General features: G+C 60.7%; 23 protein-coding genes and 1 pseudogene. 16 read left to right on the top strand and 8 right to left on the bottom strand.

Annotated elements, in window-relative coordinates; genetic code table 11:
- Nucleotides 1–10 precede the first annotated feature (10 nt).
- From ctaD to RAC79_RS07165, 11 genes are all read left to right on the top strand, one after another.
- Entirely contained in the window at nt 11–1,711 is a 1,701-nt protein-coding gene (ctaD, locus tag RAC79_RS07215; protein ID WP_174038878.1) for a cytochrome c oxidase subunit I, read from the top strand.
- A 386-nt stretch (nt 1,712–2,097) separates the two neighbouring features.
- Nucleotides 2,098–3,051 (top strand): heme o synthase, encoded by a 954-nt coding sequence (cyoE, locus tag RAC79_RS07210; RefSeq protein WP_174038879.1) that lies wholly within the window; start codon nt 2,098–2,100, stop codon nt 3,049–3,051.
- Entirely contained in the window at nt 3,051–3,182 is a 132-nt protein-coding gene (locus RAC79_RS07205; protein WP_003521105.1) for a hypothetical protein, read from the top strand. The genes cyoE and RAC79_RS07205 overlap by 1 nt, the downstream gene beginning before the upstream one ends.
- A gap of 29 nt (nt 3,183–3,211) precedes the next feature.
- Nucleotides 3,212–3,829, top strand: a complete 618-nt coding sequence (locus tag RAC79_RS07200) for a cytochrome c oxidase assembly protein (RefSeq protein ID WP_065654310.1) — start codon at nt 3,212–3,214, stop codon at nt 3,827–3,829.
- Between the two features lie 61 nt (nt 3,830–3,890).
- On the top strand, nt 3,891–4,766 hold the full coding sequence (locus tag RAC79_RS07195) for a cytochrome c oxidase subunit 3 (RefSeq protein WP_003521107.1): 876 nt from the start codon (nt 3,891–3,893) through the stop codon (nt 4,764–4,766).
- A 291-nt stretch (nt 4,767–5,057) separates the two neighbouring features.
- Entirely contained in the window at nt 5,058–5,444 is a 387-nt protein-coding gene (locus RAC79_RS07190) for a DUF983 domain-containing protein (protein WP_003521108.1), read from the top strand.
- 10 nt (nt 5,445–5,454) lie between these two features.
- Complete coding sequence (locus tag RAC79_RS07185) at nt 5,455–6,189, top strand: SURF1 family protein (protein WP_065654834.1); 735 nt, start codon at nt 5,455–5,457, stop codon at nt 6,187–6,189.
- Nucleotides 6,190–6,266: 77 nt separating this feature from the next.
- A complete protein-coding gene (gene ispH, locus RAC79_RS07180; RefSeq protein WP_003521111.1) occupies nt 6,267–7,313 on the top strand; it encodes a 4-hydroxy-3-methylbut-2-enyl diphosphate reductase in 1,047 nt (348 codons plus the stop codon).
- A gap of 92 nt (nt 7,314–7,405) precedes the next feature.
- Nucleotides 7,406–8,374, top strand: a complete 969-nt coding sequence (locus RAC79_RS07175; RefSeq protein WP_125144717.1) for a homoserine kinase — start codon at nt 7,406–7,408, stop codon at nt 8,372–8,374.
- Nucleotides 8,371–8,811, top strand: a complete 441-nt coding sequence (gene rnhA / locus RAC79_RS07170; protein ID WP_065654308.1) for a ribonuclease HI — start codon at nt 8,371–8,373, stop codon at nt 8,809–8,811. Before RAC79_RS07175 ends, rnhA begins: the two co-directional genes overlap by 4 nt.
- A 135-nt stretch (nt 8,812–8,946) precedes the next feature.
- A complete protein-coding gene (locus RAC79_RS07165; protein WP_065654307.1) occupies nt 8,947–9,255 on the top strand; it encodes a Dabb family protein in 309 nt (102 codons plus the stop codon).
- A 228-nt stretch (nt 9,256–9,483) separates the two neighbouring features.
- On the opposite strand, the gene RAC79_RS07160 is transcribed toward RAC79_RS07165, so the two are convergent.
- A complete protein-coding gene (locus RAC79_RS07160) occupies nt 9,484–9,969 on the bottom strand; it encodes a peroxiredoxin (protein ID WP_142843955.1) in 486 nt (161 codons plus the stop codon).
- A gap of 199 nt (nt 9,970–10,168) precedes the next feature.
- A complete protein-coding gene (locus tag RAC79_RS07155) occupies nt 10,169–11,017 on the bottom strand; it encodes a protein-disulfide reductase DsbD domain-containing protein (protein ID WP_174038880.1) in 849 nt (282 codons plus the stop codon).
- 160 nt (nt 11,018–11,177) lie between these two features.
- On the opposite strand from RAC79_RS07155, the gene RAC79_RS07150 reads away from it, so the two are divergent.
- The 3 genes from RAC79_RS07150 to RAC79_RS07140 all read left to right on the top strand — a co-directional run bounded on the left by RAC79_RS07150 (nt 11,178) and on the right by RAC79_RS07140 (nt 13,580).
- The gene (locus RAC79_RS07150; protein ID WP_003521117.1) at nt 11,178–11,783 is read left to right on the top strand and encodes a YqgE/AlgH family protein; all 606 of its coding nucleotides are present in this window, start codon (nt 11,178–11,180) and stop codon (nt 11,781–11,783) included.
- 105 nt (nt 11,784–11,888) lie between these two features.
- Nucleotides 11,889–12,080: a CsbD family protein gene (locus tag RAC79_RS07145; RefSeq protein ID WP_003521119.1), complete on the top strand. Its 192-nt coding sequence runs from the start codon at nt 11,889–11,891 to the stop codon at nt 12,078–12,080.
- A 393-nt stretch (nt 12,081–12,473) separates the two neighbouring features.
- The gene (locus RAC79_RS07140; protein ID WP_374996955.1) at nt 12,474–13,580 is read left to right on the top strand and encodes a putative zinc-binding metallopeptidase; all 1,107 of its coding nucleotides are present in this window, start codon (nt 12,474–12,476) and stop codon (nt 13,578–13,580) included.
- A 196-nt stretch (nt 13,581–13,776) separates the two neighbouring features.
- Here the strand turns inward: RAC79_RS07140 and RAC79_RS07135 are convergent, their stop codons facing one another.
- The 4 genes from RAC79_RS07135 to thrC all read right to left on the bottom strand — a co-directional run bounded on the left by RAC79_RS07135 (nt 13,777) and on the right by thrC (nt 20,099).
- Nucleotides 13,777–16,692, bottom strand: a complete 2,916-nt coding sequence (locus RAC79_RS07135; protein WP_065654304.1) for a sensor domain-containing phosphodiesterase — start codon at nt 16,690–16,692, stop codon at nt 13,777–13,779.
- Nucleotides 16,689–17,288: a GNAT family N-acetyltransferase gene (locus tag RAC79_RS07130; RefSeq protein WP_003509108.1), complete on the bottom strand. Its 600-nt coding sequence runs from the start codon at nt 17,286–17,288 to the stop codon at nt 16,689–16,691. Before RAC79_RS07130 ends, RAC79_RS07135 begins: the two co-directional genes overlap by 4 nt.
- A 93-nt stretch (nt 17,289–17,381) precedes the next feature.
- Entirely contained in the window at nt 17,382–18,680 is a 1,299-nt protein-coding gene (locus RAC79_RS07125; RefSeq protein WP_065654303.1) for a pitrilysin family protein, read from the bottom strand.
- A 21-nt stretch (nt 18,681–18,701) separates the two neighbouring features.
- Nucleotides 18,702–20,099 (bottom strand): threonine synthase, encoded by a 1,398-nt coding sequence (thrC, locus tag RAC79_RS07120; protein ID WP_078051149.1) that lies wholly within the window; start codon nt 20,097–20,099, stop codon nt 18,702–18,704.
- A 264-nt stretch (nt 20,100–20,363) separates the two neighbouring features.
- On the opposite strand from thrC, the gene RAC79_RS07115 reads away from it, so the two are divergent.
- Entirely contained in the window at nt 20,364–20,903 is a 540-nt protein-coding gene (locus RAC79_RS07115) for a hypothetical protein (protein WP_035236805.1), read from the top strand.
- Between the two features lie 253 nt (nt 20,904–21,156).
- On the opposite strand, the pseudogene RAC79_RS07110 reads toward RAC79_RS07115, so the two are convergent.
- Nucleotides 21,157–21,348: pseudogene (locus RAC79_RS07110) on the bottom strand (hypothetical protein); the annotation flags it as partial.
- Nucleotides 21,349–21,361: 13 nt separating this feature from the next.
- On the bottom strand, nt 21,362–22,051 hold the full coding sequence (locus RAC79_RS07105) for an HAD family hydrolase (RefSeq protein ID WP_003520496.1): 690 nt from the start codon (nt 22,049–22,051) through the stop codon (nt 21,362–21,364).
- Nucleotides 22,052–22,273: 222 nt separating this feature from the next.
- Here RAC79_RS07105 and RAC79_RS07100 point away from each other — a divergent pair, with 222 nt between their 5' ends.
- On the top strand, nt 22,274–22,954 hold the full coding sequence (locus tag RAC79_RS07100; RefSeq protein ID WP_142843951.1) for a GntR family transcriptional regulator: 681 nt from the start codon (nt 22,274–22,276) through the stop codon (nt 22,952–22,954).
- Nucleotides 22,955–22,981: the final 27 nt, after the last annotated feature.

Here is a 22,981-nt window from a genome sequence, read left to right as displayed (position 1 = left end):
AGTGAGGACAATGGCTGGACCTTCCGCACACGACGATCATCACTCGCATGGTCATTCCGCACATGACGATCATTCGCATGATGCGCATCATTCCCATACGCCGGGCTTCTTCGCCCGCTGGTTCCTGTCGACCAACCACAAGGACATCGGCACTCTCTATCTGATCTTCGCGATCATCGCCGGCATCGTCGGCGGCGGGCTTTCCGTCGTCATGCGCATGGAGCTGCAGGAGCCGGGCATCCAGATTTTCCACGGTCTGGCGTCCATGGTTTACGGCTTCGAGGGTGACGCCGCCATCGATGGCGGCAAGCACATGTTCAACGTGTTCACCACCGCGCACGCGCTGATCATGATCTTCTTCATGGTCATGCCGGCGCTGATCGGCGGTTTCGCCAACTGGATGATCCCGATCATGATCGGCGCTCCGGACATGGCTTTCCCGCGCCTGAACAACATTTCCTTCTGGCTGATCGTTCCGGCTTTCATCCTTCTCATTCTCTCGCTCTTCGTCGAGGGCCCTGCGGGCGCCTACGGTGTCGGTGGCGGCTGGACCATGTATCCGCCTCTATCGACCAGCGGCATGCCGGGACCGGCGGTGGATCTGGCGATCTTCGCGCTGCACGTTTCGGGCGCGTCGTCGATCCTCGGTGCGATCAACTTCATCACCACCATCCTCAACATGCGCGCTCCGGGCATGACGCTGCACAAGATGCCGCTCTTCGCCTGGTCGGTCCTCGTCACCGCGTTCCTGCTGCTGCTTTCGCTGCCGGTTCTGGCAGGCGGCATCACCATGCTTCTGACCGACCGCAACTTCGGCACGGCATTCTTCTCGCCGGAAGGCGGCGGTGACCCGATCCTTTACCAGCACCTGTTCTGGTTCTTCGGCCATCCGGAAGTCTACATCCTGATCCTGCCGGGCTTCGGCATCATCAGCCACATCGTCTCCACCTTCTCCAAGAAGCCGGTCTTCGGTTACCTCGGCATGGCCTACGCCATGGTCGCCATCGGCGCCGTCGGCTTCATCGTCTGGGCCCACCACATGTACACGGTCGGCCTGTCGCTCGAAGCGCAGCGTTACTTCGTCTTCGCCACCATGGTCATCGCGGTGCCGACGGGTATCAAGATCTTCTCGTGGATCGCGACCATGTGGGGCGGTTCGCTGACCTTCTCGACCCCGATGGTCTGGGCGATCGGCTTCATCTTCCTGTTCACGGTCGGCGGCGTCACCGGCGTCCAGCTCGCCAATGCCGGTCTCGACCGTTCGCTGCACGATACCTATTACGTGGTGGCGCACTTCCACTACGTTCTGTCGCTCGGCGCGGTCTTCGCGATCTTTGCCGGCTGGTATTACTGGTTCCCGAAGATCACCGGCTACATGTACAGCGAGTTCCTCGGCAAGCTGCATTTCTGGGTCATGTTCGTGGGCGTGAACCTCGTGTTCTTCCCGCAGCACTTCCTCGGTCTTGCGGGCATGCCACGCCGCTACATCGATTATCCCGATGCCTATGCCGGCTGGAACATGGTATCCTCCTACGGTTCCTACATCTCGGCCGTCGGCGTGCTGATCTTCCTCTTCTGCGTCTGGGAAGCCTTCGCAAAGAAGCGGATCGCCGGCGACAACCCCTGGGGTGAAGGTGCGACGACGCTTGAATGGCAGCTGTCTTCGCCGCCGCCCTACCACCAGTGGGAACAGCTGCCGCGCATTCGCTGATGCGCGGGCCGGAAGGCGCGGGCAGGGCCTGCGAATTCCCGGCGCTGAAAATGAGGGACGGCGCGGTTCGGTCCGTGCCGTTTCCCGAACGGGCAGGCTCTCCTGCCGCGTGACATTTTGTCCAAGCGATGCCTGCCGTCCGACGTGATACATGCCCCGGACGTGATAAATGCCAAATCTGGCCTTTATGAAATGCAAGCGCAGACGAATGGCGGCAGGGTGCGGCGAAAAGCCGGAAAATGGCATCGGGTTTGCCCGGCGCCGCTCATGCCAGGACGTTCGGGACCCATGAATTGACGCATCGCGCATGCCGGAAATCACATTTGTTTTCGGGCCGGTGCAAGGGACGTCGCTTCACGCGGCGTTCGAAGGAAACAGGACAGGAAATGAGCATTATCGACAATCGCGACATGCTGGGCGTGAAGGGCTCCGAACTTTCGGAAGCCGGCGCGCGCGATTATTTCGAATTGCTGAAGCCGCGCGTCATGTCGCTCGTCGTCTTCACGGCCTTTGCGGGTCTCGTGCTGGCGCCGGGTGAAATCAACCCGGTGCTCGGCATCATCGCCGTTCTCTGCATCGCCGTCGGCGCCGGCGCATCTGGCGCGCTCAACATGTGGTACGATGCCGATATCGACGCCGTGATGAGCCGCACCGCCCGGCGGCCGATCCCGTCCGGCCGCATCGCGCCGCGCGAGGCGCTGGCCTTCGGGCTGACGCTGTCGGCCTTTTCGGTGGTCATTCTCGGCCTTGCCGTCAACTGGTTCTCGGCCGGCCTGCTCGCCTTCACCATCTTCTTTTACGCCGTCATCTATACGATGTGGCTGAAACGCTCGACACCGCAGAACATCGTCATCGGCGGTGCGGCCGGCGCTTTCCCGCCCATGCTCGGCTGGGCCTGCGTCACCGGCGGCGTTTCGCTGGACAGCATCATCCTGTTCCTCATCATCTTCCTGTGGACACCGGCTCATTTCTGGGCGCTGGCGCTGTTCAAGATGCGCGATTACGGCGCCGTCGGCATTCCGATGATGCCGAACGTGGTCGGCGAACGCTCCACCAAGAACCAGATGATCGTTTATGCGGTGCTGACCGCGGCCGCGGCCGTCGCGCCTTATTTCACCGGCCTTGCGAGCGCCGGTTACGGCATTTTCGCCGCCGTTCTGAGCGCGATCTTCGTCTACTGTTCACTCGATGTCCGGCGCATGCCTGAGGGCGACGAGAAGATGCTGCCGGCCAAGAAGATGTTCGCCTATTCGGTGCTTTACCTTTTTGCGATTTTCTCCGGCCTTCTGGCCGATCATTTCGCGCCGGCCCTGAAGGCCGTCATGTCAGGAGTCCTGTGATGGAAACGGTGGAACTGAGCGCGGCGCAGAAAAAATCGAGACGTGGGCGAAACATCGCGCTCGGCGTCCTGCTCGCCGGCCTGGTGGTGCTGTTCTACATCATCACCATCATCAAGATCGGCTCGCACTGACGCGCTGATTGAGGGGAGAGGAGGAGGAGATGGCGAATATGGAAGCGCAGACGGCAGGGACCGGCAGGCAGCGGGTGAGCAATCGCTCCATCCTCGTGCTTTGTCTGGTGTTTTTCTGCGCCATGATCGGCATGGCCTATGCCGCCGTACCGCTTTATACGCTGTTCTGCCGTGTCACGGGCTATAACGGCACCACCCAGCGCGTCGAGCAATATTCCGACGTCATCCTCGACAAGACCATCAACGTCACCTTCGACGCCAATACGTCGAACGGCCTCAACTGGGATTTCCAGCCGGTCGACAAAAAGGTCATGCCGAAGATCGGCGAAACGGTGCAGGTGACGTTCAAGGCGACGAACCGTTCACCCGTGGCGACCACGGGCACGGCGGTCTTCAACGTCACGCCGATGGAAGCCGGCGCCTATTTCAACAAGGTGGAGTGCTTCTGCTTCACCGAAACGACGCTGCAGCCGGGTGAAACGCTGGAGATGCCGGTGGTGTTCTTCGTCGATCCTGACATCGCCACGGCGCGCGAGACCAAGAGCATTCATACTTTAACGCTGTCCTATACGTTTTATCCGGCCAAAACCGAAAAACCGGTTGCGTCCTTGCCGGTAAAGACTTCATCTGGCGAAAGCAAATTGTGAGAGGAGATCTGGCCTTTTATCGAAGGCCGGATCAGGGAAGAGACATTCGGGGATTGTCGCAATGGCAGATACGCATCAGAAGAACCACGACTACCACATTATCGATCCAAGCCCCTGGCCGCTTCTGGCCTCGATCGGCGCCTTCATCCTGACCTTCGGTGGCGTCTGTTACATGCGTTACCTGTCGGGCGGCTCCTTCAAGCTGTTCGGCGCGGAACTGGCCAATCCCTGGCTGTTCTATATCGGCCTCGTCATCGTGCTTTACACCATGTACGCATGGTGGTCCGACACGATCAAGGAAGCCCATGAGGGCAACCACACCCGCGTCGTCTCGCTTCACCTGCGTTACGGCATGATCATGTTCATCGCCTCGGAGGTGATGTTCTTCGTGGCGTGGTTCTGGGCCTATTTCGATGCCAGCCTCTTCCCGCACGAAGCCATTCAGGCGTCGCGCCTCGAATATACCGGCGGGCAATGGCCGCCCAAGGGCATCGAGGTGATCGATCCCTGGCACCTGCCGCTCTACAACACCGTCATCCTGCTTCTGTCGGGCACCTGCGTCACCTGGGCGCACCATGCCCTTCTGCATAATGACCGCAAGGGCCTGATCACCGGTCTGTTGCTCACCGTCGCGCTCGGCGTCCTGTTCTCCACCGTGCAGGTTTACGAATACATGCACGCGCCGTTCGACTTCAAGAATTCGATCTACGGCGCGACTTTCTTCATGGCCACCGGTTTCCACGGTTTCCACGTATTCGTCGGCACGGTCTTCCTGCTGGTCTGCCTGTTCCGCGCCGTTGGCGGCGGTTTCACGCCCAAGCAGCATTTCGGTTTCGAGGCGGCTGCCTGGTACTGGCACTTCGTGGACGTCGTCTGGCTGTTCCTGTTCTTCGCCATCTATATCTGGGGTGGCTGGGGCGCGCCGCTGCACGGCTGATTGCGTCGGATAGAGGACTGGGTCCGCAGCAAGGCATCCTGTGGAGCGAGCAGGTGCCACGTGTTTCTTCTCCCCGCCGGGGAGAAGTCCGCGGCAGCGGGATGAGGGGGCTACGGTAGAGATATTCGGAGAGCTAGCCCCCTCATCCGACCCTTCGGGCCACCTTCTCCCCGGCGGGGAGAAGAAACAAGCAGCAAAGCCGAGCGACAGATGACTGCCTTGGTTTAGAAGCACGCTTCCAACAGGCTCGCTGTCGTCCTCGGGCTTTGGGCAACTTCGCGGGAGGTCGTCATGTCTGAACCATCAAACGGCAATTTCGCGCCGGTCGATCCCATCAAGGTGGGCTTGAAAGGCTGCTGCCCGCGTTGCGGCAACGGACGGCTGTTCGACGGCTTTCTGACCATAAAACCCGCCTGCAGCGCCTGCGGACTGGATTACGGTTTTGCCGATGCGGGCGATGGCCCGGCGGTTTTCGTCATGCTGATCGTCGGTTTTCTGGTCGTCGGGCTGGCGCTGTGGTTCGATCAGCGTTTTGCGCCGCCGGTCTGGGTGCATGTCATGCTGTGGTTGCCGTTTACGGTGATTGTCTCCCTTGTGCTGCTGCGCAAGCTGAAAGGGATCATGATTGCGCTGCAATACCGCAACAATGCAAGCGAAGGCAGGCTTGATCGTGAATGACGTTTCCCACATGAAGGCGGCGGAAAGGCGGGTCTGGTTCGCCGCGCCGCTGGTGCTGCTGGCGCTTGCCATTCTTCTCGGGCTCGGCACCTGGCAGGTGAAGCGTCTCTACTGGAAAGAAGCGCTGATTGCCGATATCGAGGAGCGGCGGAGCGCGAGCCCGGTGCCCCTCTCCGATATAGAGGCGATCGCGAAAAGCGGCGGCGATATCGAATACCGCACGGTCAGTCTTTCCGGCACCTTCGATCATGCCCGCGAGCGGCATTTCTTCGCCACCCATCAGGGGCAAACGGGCTATTACATCTATACGCCGCTGACACTCGCCGATGGCCGCATTCTCTTCGTCAATCGCGGATTCGTGCCCTTCGAGATGAAAGAACCGGCCAAACGGCCCAACGGGCAGGTTGCCGGTGAGGTGACGATCACCGGGCTTTCGCGCGCGCCGCTGGTTGCCAAACCGTCGTCGCTGCTGCCTGATAACGATATCGCCAAGAACATCTTCTACTGGAAGGATCTGGCGGCCATGGCCTCCAGCGCCGATATCCCGCCCGACCGGCTGGTCCACCTCTTCGTGGATGCTGACACCGCGCCTAACCCGGGCGGCTGGCCGCAGGGGGGTGTGACGCTGATAGATTTGCCCAACAATCACCTGCAATATGCGATAACGTGGTATGGGTTGGCGGCGGCCCTTGTCATCGTCGCCGGTTTTGCCTATTTCCGGAACGGTAAGGCGCAGGGTGAATAAAGCGCAGCCCGTCCGGTAAGGCAGCTTGTCGGGCAAGGCCATGAAGCACGGCCCAAGGAGCAGGCCAAGGAGCTGGAATGAACATCGCCGTTTCCAAACCCCCTTTGACGATAAGGCTGTGCGGACCGCGCGGCTTTTGCGCGGGCGTGGACCGGGCGATCCAGATCGTCGTGCTGGCGCTGAAGGCCTATGGCGCACCCGTCTATGTCCGCCACGAAATCGTGCATAACCGCTATGTGGTGGAAGGGCTGGAAGCCAAGGGCGCGGTTTTCGTCGAGGAACTGCATGAAATTCCGGCCGAGCACCGCGAGCAGCCGGTGGTTTTCTCGGCCCACGGCGTGCCGAAATCCGTGCCGGAAGATGCGCAGGCGCGTAATCTGTTCTATCTCGATGCCACTTGCCCGCTGGTCTCCAAGGTCCACAAGCAGGCCATGCGCCACCAGCGCCTTGGCCGCCATGTGGTGCTGATCGGCCATGCCGGCCACCCCGAGGTCATCGGCACCATGGGCCAGCTTCCGGAAGGAACGGTCTCGCTGATCGAAACGGTGGAAGACGCCGGCCGTTACGAACCGGCGGACCGGGAAAATCTTGGCTTCGTCACCCAGACGACACTTTCGGTCGATGACACGGCCGGCGTCATCGCAAGGCTGCAGGAACGTTTCCCGGCTATTCAGGCGCCCGCCGCCGACAGCATCTGTTACGCAACCACCAACCGTCAGGATGCGGTGAAGCAGGCGGCCCCCGGCTGCGACCTCTTCATCGTCGTTGGCGCCCCCAATTCCTCCAATTCCAAGCGGCTTGTGGAAGTGGCGCTGCGGGCCGGTGCACAGCGCTCCGTGCTGGTGCAGCGGGCCTCGGAAATCGACTGGAATGAAATCGGCGATATCCGCACCGTCGGCCTTTCGGCGGGCGCATCCGCACCGGAGGTCATCGTCGATGAGATCATCGAAGCCTTCAAGGCGCGTTTCGATACGACGCTCGATCTCGCCGTGACGGTGGAGGAAACGGAACATTTCCTCGTCAATCGCGAGCTGCGCAGCATCGAGCTGACGACGGACGACATGGCTTTCGTGAACGGCAACGCCAATGATGCGCTGCCGCCGAAAACCGCCGCCGGCATCTGAAGCGGGATGGCGCTGAATGCGGGCGGTTTCCGTCCCACCTGCGTCATCTCCACCCGAGATTTCCACTCCATCCTTCATCAAGAGATTTGAAATTGGCAGTTTATACGGACATCACCGAAGATGATCTGAGGAATTTCCTCACGCAATATGACGTCGGCAGCCTCACCTCCTACAAGGGCATTGCCGAAGGCGTCGAAAACTCCAATTTCCTGCTGCATACCACCAAGGACCCGCTGATTCTCACGCTTTATGAAAAGCGCGTGGAGAAATCCGATCTGCCCTTCTTCCTCGGCCTCATGCAGCATCTGGCCGCCAAGGGCCTGTCCTGCCCCCTGCCGCTGCCGCGCAAGGATGGCGAGTTGCTTGGAGAGCTATCGGGCCGGCCGGCGGCGCTCATCTCCTTTCTCGAGGGCATGTGGCTGAGAAAGCCGGAAGCGAAACATTGCCGCGAAGTCGGCAAGGCGCTGGCCGCCATGCATCTGGCCGGCGAGGGGTTCGAGATCAAGCGGCCGAACGCGCTTTCCGTCGAAGGCTGGAAGGTACTTTGGGACAAGTCCGAAGCGCGAGCCGACGAGGTGGAGAAGGGCCTGAAAGACGAGATTCGCCCGGAAATCGATTATCTCGCCGCCCATTGGCCGAAAGATCTGCCGGCCGGCGTCATCCATGCGGATCTGTTCCAGGACAATGTGTTCTTCCTTGGCGATGAACTGTCCGGCCTGATCGATTTTTATTTCGCCTGCAATGACCTGCTCGCTTATGACGTGTCGATCTGCCTCAATGCCTGGTGCTTCGAAAAGGATGGCGCTTACAACGTCACCAAGGGCAAGGCGCTGCTGGAAGGTTACCAGTCGGTGCGCCCGCTGAGCGCAGCGGAGCTCGAGGCCCTGCCGCTTCTGGCGCGCGGTTCGGCGCTGCGTTTCTTCCTCACCCGCCTTTATGACTGGCTGACGACGCCGGAAGGCGCGCTGGTGGTCAAGAAGGACCCGCTGGAATATCTGCGCAAGCTGCGGTTCCACCGTTCCATCGCCACTGTTGCCGAATATGGGCTGGCGGGCGAATGAAACATGTCGATATTTTCACCGATGGCGCCTGCTCCGGCAATCCCGGTCCCGGCGGCTGGGGCGCCGTGCTGCGTTACGGTGAGGTGGAGAAGGAACTCTTGGGCGGCGAGGCCGAGACCACCAATAACCGCATGGAATTGATGGCGGCGATTTCGGCGCTCAATGCGCTGAAAAGCCCCTGCGAGGTCGATCTTTATACCGACAGCGCCTATGTGAAGGACGGCATCACCAAGTGGATTTTCGGCTGGAAAAAGAAGGGCTGGAAAACCGCCGATAACAAGCCGGTCAAGAATGTTGAACTATGGCAGGCGCTGGAAGCGGCGCAACAACGCCATAAGGTTACCTTGCACTGGGTCAAGGGCCATGCCGGCCACCCGGAAAACGAACGCGCCGACGAATTGGCGCGAAAGGGCATGGAGCCCTTCAAACGGCGGTAATGGAAGCCTGCTCTATTTCGGGCCGGGCAAATCCGAGCCGGCGACCCCGTTATCGGGGGTTGTGAAAACCGAAACCCGACCTATCTTGTCGTCAAGGGGCGCTCCGGTAGCGCTCAACGGAGGAGAGAAATCCGGATGATCCTGCATTGTGTATTTCTACGCTTCAAGGCTGCAACGGCCGCTTCTGAAAAACACGCAATATTCGAGGCGATTGCCGCCCTGAAGGATGTGATACCCGGCATCATCGATGTGAAATACGGCCAGAATGTCTCACCCGAGGGGCTGAATGGCGGTTTTGTCGACGGTTTCATTGTGACGCTGGAGAGCCCCGAGGCCCGCGACGACTATCTCGCCCATCCCAAGCACATGGAAGTGGGGGAACGTCTCGTGTCGCTCACCGATGGCGGTCTGGCCGGGCTTCTGGTGTTCGATATGAATGTTTGAGTGGAGGGCGGCGGGGCCGCCCTTTATTCTGCAATGTGAATGCCTATAGCAGAATCGTATCACGAAAGGCGCCGTCACCCCGGACTTGATCCGGGGTCCAGTGCGATCAAGTCTTTGATCGCGAAAGACTCTTCCTACGGCGCAGACGCGCCGTGGCTGGATGCCGGATCAAGTCCGGCATGACGGGAAGCAGGAGCCTTTACATGCAACGAGGGACCAGGCTCGCCCTCAAAGCTGCTCGATCATCGCCGCAGCGGCAGAGACCGTCGCCTGGCCGGGGTTCTCTTCCACGTTGAGCGACTTCACCACACCGTCTTCCACCAGCATCGAATAACGCTTGGAGCGCACGCCGAGGCCGCCGGCGGAAAGATCGGCATCGAGGCCGAGCGCCTTGGTGAAAGCGGCGTCCCAGTCGGCGAGGAAGTGGATTTTGCCCTGACCGCCGGAGGATTGCGCCCATGCGCCCATCACGTGCCAGTCATTGACGGCGACGACGGCGATGTCATCCACGCCCTTGGAAAGAATGGTGTCGCGGTTTTCGAGATAACCCGGCAGATGGTTCAGTGAGCAGGTGGGGGTGAAAGCGCCGGGGACGGCGAAGAGAACCACCTTCTTGCCGCCGAAAAGCGCGTCCGTGGTGGTTTCCACCGGGCCCTCGGCCGTCTTTTCCTTGAAAGTTGCGGAAGGCAGTTTTTCGCCGATCTTGATGGTCATGTCCGTGCTCCTATAGCCGTTCGGTTCGCGCGACTATAGAGTTTGGCAGGGAAAAGTGGAACCCGGTTTTCCCGGGCAGACAAACGAAAACAAGGCGTCCGGATCCCGTCAGATTCAGAATGAAGCTGACAGAATGCTGAGCACGGAAATGAAATCTGCCATGCGGTTTTCGAGCTGGTTTCCAGCGCTGAAACGCTGCTCAGGGCTTCGGGAAATTCAACATCGTTTCCATGGCCCGATCGCCGGATTTGACCAGGATGGGCCAGCTATTGCCCTGCACCTGATAGGTTTTCGGCAGGCCCTTGATGTTCATGTAGAAGGAGAGCTTGCGCTTGTCGCGCACCAGGTTCTGCGGCTCGTAATAGGCAAAGCCCGATGGACCGGCGATGAAGATTTCGGTCTCCTTCGGCGCGTTTTCCGGAAGCTGCAATTGCACGCCGAGCATGGTCTTGTCGGGCGTGATGTGGAAATCGATCACCTTGAAATCGTCGGAGGCCGCCTCGGGCAGCGTTTCGCGCGCCTCCTCCAGCAATCGCCGCTCCTCGTGGTCGTCATCACCGGCATTGCCGCGCTCGATTGAAAACTTCGCCTCGAAGGGAATGCAGATATTCTGACACACGCCGATGAAAGCGGTGAGATCGATCTTCCCGCTTGCCGCCGGGTCCGTGGCTTTCAGCTGAAACGGAAGGCTGACGGCGTGGTCGTAGCCGATATCGGTGATGTCGCCGTTTTCGATCAGCTTCGGAACCGGATAGGCCATGGTGGTGAGCGCCGCGCCGCTTGCCGGATCGGGCGTGATCTGCGGCGGTATGCCCGCTTCGCCCGGTTCGCGCCAATAGGTGATCCAGCCGTCCTTAGGCTCGATCTGCAGCACGCCGCGCACCACGCCGTCGGCATCCATGGCAAGGCTCGCCACGCGCATCTGGCCGCCTTCGCTTCTCGCCCAGTCGGTAATCTCGGCCTGGGCGGCTTCAGCGCCGCCAAGTAGGGCAGCAAATGCCGCTGCAAAACGGAAATGTGAAAATCGAAAGAATATTCTGGCGCTCATGCTTTCCGTCTAACCCAACATCGCCCGGGGGACCAGTTACGAATTCGTGCGGTTCATCATTTTCGGTTGATTGATCGGGCGCGATGCCGCATCCTGTCCTTTGTCGAAGTGCGAACGCCGTTTTCGTTAAATGACGGAATGCGGTCTGCTGGAGGCGCCGGTGAGCTTTTCAACCCTGATGGACAAACGCGAACGTGGCTTTCTCGATGGTCAGTTCCTCATCGCGATGCCGGGGCTGGACGACGGCAATTTTGCCCGTTCGGTGATCTATATCTGCGCCCATTCGGATGCCGGCGCCATGGGCTTCATCATCAACCGGCCGCAGCAGATCACGTTTACGGATATTCTGCTGCACCTGAAACTGGTGGACAGCAACGACGCCATCATGCTGCCCAACCGCACCCGCGAATTCCCGATCCAGTGCGGCGGCCCGGTGGAATCCGGCCGGGGTTTCGTGCTGCATTCGGATGATTATTTAAGCGAATCCAGCATTCCGGTCAGCGATGATATTTCGTTGACGGCAACGCTCGATATCGTCCGCGCCATTTCCAACGGCCGCGGTCCGCAAAGGGCGACCATGATGCTCGGTTATGCCGGCTGGGGTCCGGGCCAGCTGGAAAACGAGATCGCCAATAATGGCTGGCTGAATTGCCCCGCTGCGGAAGAGCTGATCTTCGACCGTGGGCTGGACAATAAATACGAGCGGGCGCTGGCGCTCATGGGCGTCGATGCGCGCATGCTTTCCACGGATGCCGGGCACGCCTGAGCCCCTGAATGTTCCGCCGGTTTTGGCTGGAACCAAATCCCGACCCCTGACGTTACTCACCCTGAAAGCCGGACAGAAAGTACGGCTCAACAAGGGAGTAGTATTATGGGTAGCACATCTGACAAGATCGCCGGTAAAGCCAATGAAGTTGCTGGCAAGGTGAAGAAGAACGTCGGCGAAGCGACGGGCAATAACGAATTGCGCGCCAAGGGTGCTGCCCAGGAAGCCAAGGGCAAGGTACAGACCAGCGTTGGCAAGGCGAAAGACGCCGTCAAGGGTGCCGTCGACCGCATGTAATGCCGTCTGACTGCCTCGCGCCTCTTTCGATGCGGCGCTTCGGAGCGCATGTGTTGACCGCACATGCGCTCTTGTCGTCTGGGATGTTCCGAAGGCGGTCGCCTGTTACGCCTTTCATATGCGCTCCGGGCTTACCCCCCTCTGTCCTGCCGGACATCTCCCCCTCAAGGGGGGAGATCGACCTGAGGCGAGGTCTCGCCCATCTCAATACTTGAGAATGGAGTGGTGGAAGAGCGTCTTGCCGATCTCCCCCCTTGAGGGGGAGATGTCCGGCAGGACAGAGGGGGTAAGCCCGGAGCGCAGGAGCGTCAATGATTTTCAGCTGTCGTCTACGGTGCATGTTGGCATCGTATGTTTCCTCCACCCACCCGATCCATCGCAAGGGTTTCATCGATGAAGCTTTTTTCCTGCGCATCCTGCGGCCAGCCGGTCCATTTCGACAATCGTTTCTGCGTTTCCTGCGGTCATCGTCTGGCCTTCGTGCCGGAGCGGCTTTCAATGGAGGCGCTTTCGCCCGCGGGTGAGCCGAACTGGCAGATCTTCTCGGACCCGCAAAAACAGGTGCGGTTTTGTGCCAATGAAGTGAACGATATCTGCAATTGGTCAGTGCCGGCGCAAAGCGACAGCGCCTTCTGCCCGGCCTGCAGCCACAACCGTCTGGTGCCGGATATCGCAACCGAACAGGGCATCGCGCAATGGCGTCGCATCAGCCAGGCGCAGCGGCATCTGTTCTATTCGATCCTGCGGCTTGGCTTGCCGCATCCCAACCGCGATGCCGACCCTGCCGGTGGCCTCGTCTTCGACTTTCTGGTGGATGCGGTGGCGCCCGATGGTTCCGTCATTCCCGCCATGACCGGTCACGATGAGGGCCTCATCGCCATTCGCGCCGCAGAGGCTGATGATGCAACGCGCGAGCAGGTGCGCGCCAATATGAACGAGCCCTACCGCACCATGCTTGGCCATTTCCGCCATGAGGTAGGGCACTTTATCTGGAATAAGCTGGTGCGGGACGCAAACCGGCTGGAAGCCTGCCGCGCCGTCTTCGGCGATGAGCGCGAGGATTACGGCGCTGCCCTGCAACGCAATTACGATGGCGGACCACGCCCCGACTGGCAGGAAAGCTTCATCAGCTCCTATGCCTCGGTCCACCCGTGGGAGGATTTCGCCGAATGTTTCGCTCACTACCTGCATATCGTCGATACGCTGGAGACGGCGCGCGCCTTCGGCGTCGCAATCGATCCTGATGGGCATGAGGAAATGGCGGCCGAGGTGACGTTTGATCCTTACAAAGCCCGCAGCGCCGCGCAGCTGGTCAAGGCGTGGATTCCGCTCAGTGTCGCCATCAATTCCATCCAGCGCAGCATGGGGGAGGCTGACCTCTATCCCTTCGTGCTGACACCGCCGGTGGTGGTGAAGATGGAATTCATTCATGACCTGCTGCATGGGAGGGTGGCGGCGGATGAGTCGCCGATGGCCGTGCAGAATGCGGTAGTGCAGTAAATGTGCGGCAGGCGGAGTGTCCTGATCAGGAGAAGCGCGGTTTTCTTCTCCCGTCATACCGGCCTTGAGCCGGTATCCAGCCAGCCCAAGTCCTTGGGCTGAAAGGAGTCTTTCCGCCGGGCAGACGCCCCTTGGCTGGATTCCGGCTCAAGGCCGGAATGACGGAGGTAGCCTACCTCGCGTTCCAATACTCCGCTTACGAAGCCCGCTTCGTCGGCTGGAACCGTTCTCGCAGAAGCTTCAGCGCCGCATCGCCCGAAACCGGAGTGCCGAACAGGAAGCTCTGGCCGAAATGGCAGTTCATGCGCGCCAGTTCGGCAGCATCCTCGGGCGTCTCGATGCCTTCCGCCACGACCTGCATGTCGAGCGCCCGCGCCATGGCGATGACGGAGCGCAGGAGCACGTTGCGCTTGTCGCTGGTATTGGCAACCAGCGCCTTGTCGAGCTTGATCGTGTCGAAGGGGAAGCGGGTGAGATAGGCGAGCGACGAATAGCCGGTGCCGAAATCGTCCATGGCGAGGCTTAAGCCCGTTTCCTTGAGCTTTGAAAGCACCAGCCGCGCCTGCTCCGGGTTTTCCATGACGACGGATTCCGTCAGTTCCAGCTTCAGCTGCTGCGGATTGCAACGGGTGCGGGTCAGCATGCCGCGCACGTCGTTGTACAATTCATTGTTCAGCAGTTGCGCACTGGAAATATTGACGGAAATGAAGATGGGCATCTTCTCGATGGCGTGCTGCCAGTCCATCAGATCGGTCGCCGCCCGTTCCAGCGCGAACATGCCGAGCGGCTCGATCAGGCCGGAGGCCTCCGCAATCGGAATGAACTCGCTCGGCGGAATATTGCCGCGCTTGGGGTGCTCCCACCGCATCAGCGCTTCGAACCCGGCCAGCTCGCCATCGTCGAGCTTGACGATCGGCTGGTAGGCCAGCGACAGCTCCTTGCGCTCGATGGCGCGGCGAAGGTCACTTTCCATCTGCAGCCGGTCTGTGCCCGACGTGCGGAAGGCAGGGCGGAAGGGCTCGACGCGGTTTCCGCCAGCGCGCTTGGCGCGATACATGGCGAGTTCCGCATCGCTCAAGAGTCCTGCCGCACTTTCCTGCTGGTCGATCCACGAAACGAGGCCGATGGAGGCGGTGAGGATGATTTCGCGATTGGCGAAATTGATCGGCACCATGATCGCCTTGTTCACCGCATCGGCGAAATCGGCCACACGCTGCGGATCGCGCTCCGAGGTCAGGATCAGGCCGAACTCATCGCCGCCAAGACGCGCCAGCGTATCCTGCGGTTTCAAAAGACGGCGCAGACGACGGGTCAGCGCAATGAGGATATTGTCACCGGCGGCAATGCCGAGCGTATCGTTGACCAGCTTGTAGCGGTCGATATCGATGGCCATCACGGTCGGGCGCACGCCGTCGCTGTCGGAAGACAGGTTGAGGATCGATTGCAGGCGGTCGAGGAAAACCTGCCGGTTCGGAAGCCCGGTCAGATTGTCGTTCATCGCATCCTGCAACAGCCGCTCGACAGAATTTTTCTGCTCGGTGATGTCGGTGATCGTGCCGACGCAGCGGATGATTTCGCCGTTGGAGCCGAGAACCGGGCGCGCGCGGATTTGCAGCCAGTGGAAATGACCGTCTTCGGCGCGAATACGGAATTCGTGGTTGAGGCGGCCCTTGCGATGGTCGAGCAGCACGTCGAGCGTCGCCTTGAACCGGTCGCGGTCATCAGGGTGCAGGCGCGGCAACCAGTTGCGTGCCGCACCGTGCATGGCGCCGGGTTCCAGCCCCAGCCGGTTGGAAATGTCGGGCGTGGTGACAATGCGGTCGCGCGTCACATCCCAGTCCCACACCGTATCGCCGCTGCCTGTCAAGGCCAGCGACTGGCGTTCGAGGTCGGAGAAGAGACCCTGCTGATAGGCGCTGCCGGCAAAGGCGTGCTGAATGACGGTAAAGCCGATCAGCAGCACGATCAGCACCAGCCCGCCGCCGAGCGCCGGCTGCACGATGTCGTTGTCCAGTTGCCCGGTGACCGTCAGCCAGCTGCCGAACAGCCAGACGAGAATCAGCGCCCAGGAAGGCACTAGCAAAATCGCCCGGTCATACTTGTTGAAACCGAGATAGACGATAAGCGCGATGCCCGCCGTTGCGGTGAGCGCGAAGGACACGCGCGCAATGCCGGAGGCGACCGAGGGATCGTAGATGGCGACCCCGAACAGCAGCGCCAGACCCACCACCCAGGCAAAGGTCGCATAACCCAGATGCGCATGCCATCGATTGAGATTGAGATAGGTGAACAGGAAGACCACGAAACTGGAGGCGAGCGCCACTTCCGCGCCCGCCCTCCATATTCGCTGATCGCTTGAGGTGACGGTGATGAGCTTCTCGAGGAAGCCGAAATCGACGCAGATATAGGCGAGCACCGCCCATGCGAGCGCGGCCGAGGCCGGCAGAACGGAGGTTCCCTTGACCACGAAAAGGATGGTCAGAAGCACGGCGAGCAGGCCGGCAATGCCGAGCACGATGCCGCGATAGAGCGTAAACGCGTTGATCGTGTCCTTGTAGGCCTCCGGCTCCCACAGATAAAGCTGCGGCAGCTGGGGCGTGGAAAGCTCGGCGACGAAGGTGATGACGGAGCCGGGATTGAGGGTGATGCGGAACACGTCGGCATCCGGGCTCGGCTGCCGATCGAGCGCAAAGCCTTCACTCGGCGTGATCGCCATGATGCGCTGCGAGCCGAGATCGGGCCAGAACAGCTTGGAATTCACGAGGCGGAAATGCGGGGCGACGATGACGCGCTCCAGCTGCTCTTCGGAGACGTTGGCGAGTGCGAAAACCGCCCAGTCGCCCTGATGGTCGGTGGAACTGGCGCGCACCTCGATACGGCGGCGAATGCCGTCGGGGCCGGGCGCGGTCGAGACCTGAAAGGCTTCGCCCTGGTTGGCATAGATATCGGTGGTGGCCGTCAGGTCGAGCGCCGTGTCGTCACGGGAAATCTTCACCGGCTCGAAGGCGTAGGAATAGGAAGAGAAAAGCAGGAAAAGCAGGAAAAACGGCGCAGCCAGCGCGATTGCCGTCAGACGTTTCGCAAGGCAAGGCGCAGTGTGATTGTAGGTCATGTATCGTACTTCGTTCCGCCGGAGCTTTGCTTGTCGGCAAGAAGGGAAAACATCATATGATCCCGCCATTGGCCATTGATTTTCAGATATTCCCGCAGGAGGCCTTCCCGCTGGAACCCGGCATTTTCGAGAAGCCGGATGCTTTTGAAGTTTTCCGGAATACAGGCTGCCTCGATACGGTGCAACTGAAGTCCGTTAAAGATGTATGGTATTACCAATTTTAATGCGGCAGACATATGGCCTTGGGCGGCGTGCCGCTCGCCGATCCAGTATCCGATCATGCAGCTTTGCGCCGCACCCCGGCGGATGTAACCGATGGTGATGCCGCCGACCAGCAGCGTTTCTTTCTCGAACAGCAGGAAGGAAACGGCGGTGCCGGAGGAAAATTCCTGGCCGTTGCGCACCACGCGCATGCGGAAGGCGCCTTCCGTCAGCTCGTCCGGCCGCCAGGTCGGCTCCCAGGGCTGGAGAAACTGCCGGCTTTCGGAGCGCAGCACATGCCATTGCTTGAAATCGCCGTAGCGCGGCAGTCTGAGAAGGTGATTGGCGCTGCGCAGTTCGGGCGTGTCGCTATGTCGGGAAAGAAAACGCAGCATTCACGATCCCTGTGCGGCAGACATCGCCATCCGCGAGCGGGACGGCGAAAAAGATGAGCGGTCTTCGCCTTTAAATCCCGCTCTCATATCGGTTTATCCGTTCGCCTTTATCCTTGCGGGCTGCTGCGCGGAAAGCGCCGCAGTGATGTCGGAAAGAGGCGGCAGATGTTCGAGCGGGCCAATTGCGGACAATGTCGGAACTGTATCGAAAAACAGCCGTCCCGCAAGATCGGTCAGGCGCGCGCGGGTGATGTCGCCAAGCCGCTCCATCATCTCCTCATTGGGGATGGGCCGGCCGTAAAGCATCATCTGGCGGGCCATCTGGCCGGCGCGGGCGGCCGGGCTTTCCTGGCCCATCAGCAGCTGCGCGCGGATTTGCGCCCGGGCGCGGTCGATTTCTTCCTGATGGATGGTCTGCGAGGACTTGCGAAGTTCCTCCAGAATGACGGGCACCAGTTCCGGCAGGTCGTTGCCGCCGGTGGCCGCATGCACGCCGAAGATGCCGGTGTCGGAAAAGCCCCAGTGGAATGCATAGACGGAATAGCAGAGGCCGCGATATTCGCGCACCTCCTGGAACAGGCGGGAGGACATGCCGCCGCCCAGGATATTGGCGAGAATCTGCGAGCAATAGAAATCGCGGGCGTGATAGGCCTTGCCCTCGAAGCCGAGGAGCACCTGCGCATCCATCAGGTCGCGGGTCTCGCGAATTTCCCCGCCGGTATAGATTGCTTTTTCCATAACCGGTGTGGCAATGGGCAGCTGCGGCAGCGAGGCGAAACGCTCTTCCACCTGCTTCACGAAGCTTTCGTGATCGACAGCACCGGCCGCGACGACGAAGATGCGGTCCGTCGTGTAGTTGCGGGCGAGATAATGCCTGATCTGGCCGGTGGTGAAGGACTGCACGGTTTCCGGCGTGCCGAGGATCGGGCGGCCGATGGTCTGGTCGCGATAGGCGACACCGGAGAAATTGTCGAAGATCACGTCGTCGGGCGTATCGGTCGCCGCGCCGATTTCCTGCAGGATGACGTTTTTCTCCCGCTCCAGCTCATCTTCGTCGAACAGCGATTCCGTCAGGATGTCGGCAAGGATATCGACGGCGAGGGGAACGTGGTCTTTCAGGACGCGGGCGTAGTAGGAGGTCGTTTCGGTCGATGTCGCGGCGTTGACTTCGCCGCCGACATTTTCGATTTCTTCGGCGATCTGCCGGGCAGTGCGGCGCGCCGTGCCCTTGAAAGCCATATGTTCGAGAAGATGGGCGATGCCGTGTTCGGCAGTCGTCTCGTTGCGGGAACCGGATTTGATCCACACCCCAAGAGCGACGCTTTCGAGATGCGGCATTTTTTCCGTCACAACGGTCAACCCGGACGAAAGCCGGGTCACATTTACTCTCATACTCAACGTCTTTCCGCGTCTCTATTTGCCGGCGCGTGCGTGTTTGCCGATGAAGGTTTCCACGGCTTTGAGCTCCGCATCCAGAATGTCGAAACGCTCCTCCCGGTTCATAATGTCAGCTAACCATACTGGAAGCGCAGGCTCGATTGCGCAAGCGGATTTTACAGCGGCCGGGAATTTAGCCGGGTGAGCGGTCGACAGAACCACCATCGGGCTTGACGCCTTTTCATGCTTTTCCGCCACGAAAACGCCGGTCGCCGTATGTGGGTCGATCAGGTAGCCGGTTTTCTCAAGCGTGTCGCGGATCGTTGCCGCCACCTGCTTTTCGGTGGCGCGGCCGGCGCGGAAATCGCGTTTGATGAATTTCAGCGCGTGCGGCGGAATTTCAAAGGATCCGGATTGCTTGAGGCCGTCCATCGATGCCTTTACCGCAGCGGAATCACGGCCATAGGCTTCGAACAGCAGCCGCTCGAAGTTGGATGAAATCTGGATGTCCATGGAGGGCGAGGTGGTGGGCTTGACGCCGCGCATCTCGTAACGGCCGGTCTTCAGCGTGCGCGCCAGAATGTCGTTGTCATTGGTGGCGATGACGAGCTTGTCGATCGGCAGGCCCATCTTCTTGGCGACGTAACCGGCGAAGATATCGCCGAAATTGCCGGTTGGGACGGTGAAGGAAATCTTCCGGTCGGGGCCGCCGAGCGAAAGCGACGCGGTGAAATAATAGACCACCTGCGCCATGATGCGCGCCCAGTTGATGGAGTTGACGCCGGAAAGCTTCACGCCATCGCGGAACTTCACGTCGTTGAACATCTCCTTCACCAGCGTCTGGCAATCGTCGAAATTACCGTTGATTGCCAGCGCATGCACGTTGGAAGCGGTCGAGGTCGTCATCTGGCGCTGCTGCACCGGAGAGACCTTGCCGTTCGGGAAAAGGATGAAGATATCGGTGCGCTCGCGGCCTGCGAAGGCGTCGATGGCCGCGCCGCCTGTATCGCCCGAGGTTGCGCCGACAATGGTGGCGCGCTCGCCGCGTTCGGAAAGCGTATAGTCCATCAGGCGGGCGAGAAGCTGCATCGCCACATCCTTGAAGGCGAGCGTGGTGCCGTGGAAAAGCTCGAGAACGAAGGTGTTCGGGCCGGTCTGCGTCAGCGGCACGACGGCAGGATGGCGGAAGGTCGCATAGGCGTCGTCAATCATCGCCTTGAACTTGTCTGCCGGAATCTCGCCGCCGGTGAAACGGTAGAGAACCTCGAAGGCGACGTCCTGATAGGACTTGCCGCGCAGGTTGCGGATTTCCTTCTTCGACATGGAAGGCCATTTGCGCGGAACGTAAAGCCCGCCGTCACGGCCAAGGCCCGCCAGAAGCGCGTCGCAAAAACCAAGCGAAGGGGCCGCACCCCTGGTCGATACATATTCCACGAGATAGTCCCTTATCCGTTGCCGATGCGATCGGCGTCTTTGTCCGCAGCGTCTCACCGGAATGAGGCGATTGGCGAGCTAATGAAGGGCTTTTCTGAAAATTCAAGCAAAACCGAACATGCCAATCGATTTTTTCCGGCGTCGCTGCTATAGACCATCGCCAACCTGGGTGAAAGGTCAATAAACAGCGTCTCCGGTTCTGTTCCGGGACAAGGGAGAGGATTTAGAAGAGTGTCAGGGAATTTCTTGCGTTTGTCCGCCGCGATGTCGCTTCTCGTCGTTGTTGCAGGATGCAATTCCTCCAACCCGTCGGACTCGCTTGCCGTCAACCCGCCGGCGGCGCAGGCCGCACCGACGGCTGCCGTGGTTCAGGCCAATTGCCCGGCCGTGACGGTTCTCGATGCCAACGCCGTTCATCGCGTCTATGCCGGTGGCGCCAAGGACGATCCGCAGAAACTCGCCTATCAGGTCTCGCTGTCCGATACGACGCGTTCGTGCACCGCCAATGAATCGACGCTTACCGTGAACGTGCTGGCCCAGGGCCGCCTCGTTCCCGGCCCGATGGCCAAGCCCGGCCGCGTGACCGTGCCGATCCGCGTGACTGTGAAGGACGGCGACGGCGAGATCTACGGCGAAACCACCGCCTTCGCCGTCGATGTTCCGGCAGGCGGGGCCGGCACGCAGTTCATCTTCAACAACGACCACGTCGCCATCCCCAACGGACCGGGCGGCGCACCGAAGTCGGTCAGCGTCTTCATCGGCTTCGCGGAGCAGGGCGCAAAGGCCAAGACCAAGCGCCGGTGATTTGACGGGCGAAATGTCAAAAAAACCGGAGGCTGCTCGGCAGGCTTCGGTTCTGATTGCGCGCAAAGGTCCGAATTCCGTCACCCCGGACTTGATCCGGGGTCCAGCGCGATCAAGTCATTGATCGCAAAAGACTCTTCTCACGGCGCAGACGCGCCGTGACTGGATGCCGGATCAAGTCCGGCATGACGGAGGAGAGGTCTACGACTTTCCATGCGTTTTAACCGGAGGGTTTTCCCACAGCCGTCGCCTTCTCCGCTGACGGGCGGCTACGGGAGTTTCGATACTCCTCCACAGCCTCAAAAAAAGCTGGCGGCAAAACGGCCCTCGCGGGACGCGCATTTGCCAGCTCTTCATCTGTCATTTCGGGAAAGTCGACAGCATCCCAATCCGCTTCGGTATAGCCTTGGCCGGGTACGAATTCCTTTTGCGTCTGGGATGCCACCACAGCTACCTCCTCAAAAAGCGCCTTCCCACTCCGCCATCGCCGCAATCACGGCCGGCAGGTCCTGCATGCGCGAGATCACCGTTTCGGCGCCCGCATCCGTCAGCCGGTCGGCGTGGCTCGGATAGGTGTGGGATGCGCCGGTGAAGCCGATGACGCGCATGCCGGCGGCTCTTGCGCCATGGATGCCGTGCACGGAATCCTCGACCACGACCACGCGGTCGGGGGAAACGCCGAATTGCGCCGCGCCATGCAGGAAGATGTCGGGCTTCGGCTTCACGCGGTCGGCTCCAAGGTCCTTGGCGGAATAGATATGCGGCGCGAAATAGGGCTTCAGGCCCACCTTCGTCAGCATCATGTCGAGGCGGTGGCTCGATGAGTTCGAGCAGATGCAACGCGGCGTGGTCAGGCGCGACAGGGCGAATTTCACGCCCTCGATGATCTTCACGTCGCGTTCCAGCCGCATGTCGAGCAGCTTTTCCGATTTGTCGAGCAGCGAGGCGGAGAGCGGAATGCTGGCTTCGCTTTCCACCTGCAGAAGAATGTTCTTCCAGGTCATGCCGGCGAAACGTTCGCCCATTTCCTCGACGGAGATCGGATATCCCGCTTCGGTCAAGAGGCGGGATTCCACCTGCGCCGCGATGATTTCGGAATCGACCAGAACGCCGTCACAGTCGAAAATAATGAGGTCGAAGCCGCTCATGGGCGCTCCCTGTATCGGATTTGGCTGGAAGAAAATGATGCCGGGCTTTTAGACCATGTCCGCGCCAAGCTCAACCGGCTCACCCGCAAAGGTCGGTCCCATCAGGCTCATAGCTCGGTCGGCCTGAGTAAGCGACTGTGTCGCCTCGAATATTTGGTTTGGCGTTCCTCTTGCGCGCAAAAACCGCTACACACGGTCGCGCCATATGCGTTATGGGATGTTATGCCCAAGACAGTGAAAAACACGCCCGAAGACACCATTGCCGCGCGCATCAGCCGCACGCTCGCCGACCGCATCGTTCGCGGTGAGCTGTCGCCGGGTGAAAGGTTGCGGCAGGATCACATCGCCGCCGAATTCGGCGCGTCGCATGTGCCGGTGCGCGAGGCATTCCGCCGGCTGGAAGCGCAGGGGCTTGCCGCCAGCATTCCGCGCCGGGGTGTCCGGGTGGCGGATTTCGGCCTTGACGATGTGCGCGAGGTGGCGGAAATGCGCGCCGCCCTTGAAGTTCTGGCGCTGCGCCACGCCATTCCCAACATGACGCCCGCCATTCTCGACCAGGCGGAGGCGGCAACGCTCGAAGGCGACAGCGCCGTCGATGTGCAGCATTGGGAGGAGGCCAACCGCCGCTTCCATCGTCTCATCACCGCGCCCTGCAACATGCCGCGCCTGATGGAGGCGATCGACGGTCTTCATGCGGCGAGCGCCCGCTTCCTGTTTTCCGCCTGGCGCGCCGGCTGGGAGAGCCGCACCGATACAGATCACCGCGCGATCATCGATGCGCTGCGCGGCGGCCGCGCCGAAGAGGCGGTGCGTATTCTTGACGGGCATGTGCAATGGATTGGCCGGAAGGCCATCCGCACCTCGTCCGGCTCGGTGCGCGACGCCTTCGCCATCGTCGGATAGGGCGGGCGCGTGACCGTCCGCCTGCGG

This window comes from Agrobacterium sp. LR_9, assembly GCF_041954855.1.
Lineage (GTDB): Bacteria > Pseudomonadota > Alphaproteobacteria > Rhizobiales > Rhizobiaceae > Agrobacterium > Agrobacterium leguminum.
This window is presented reverse-complemented; position numbering and strand designations above follow the sequence as displayed.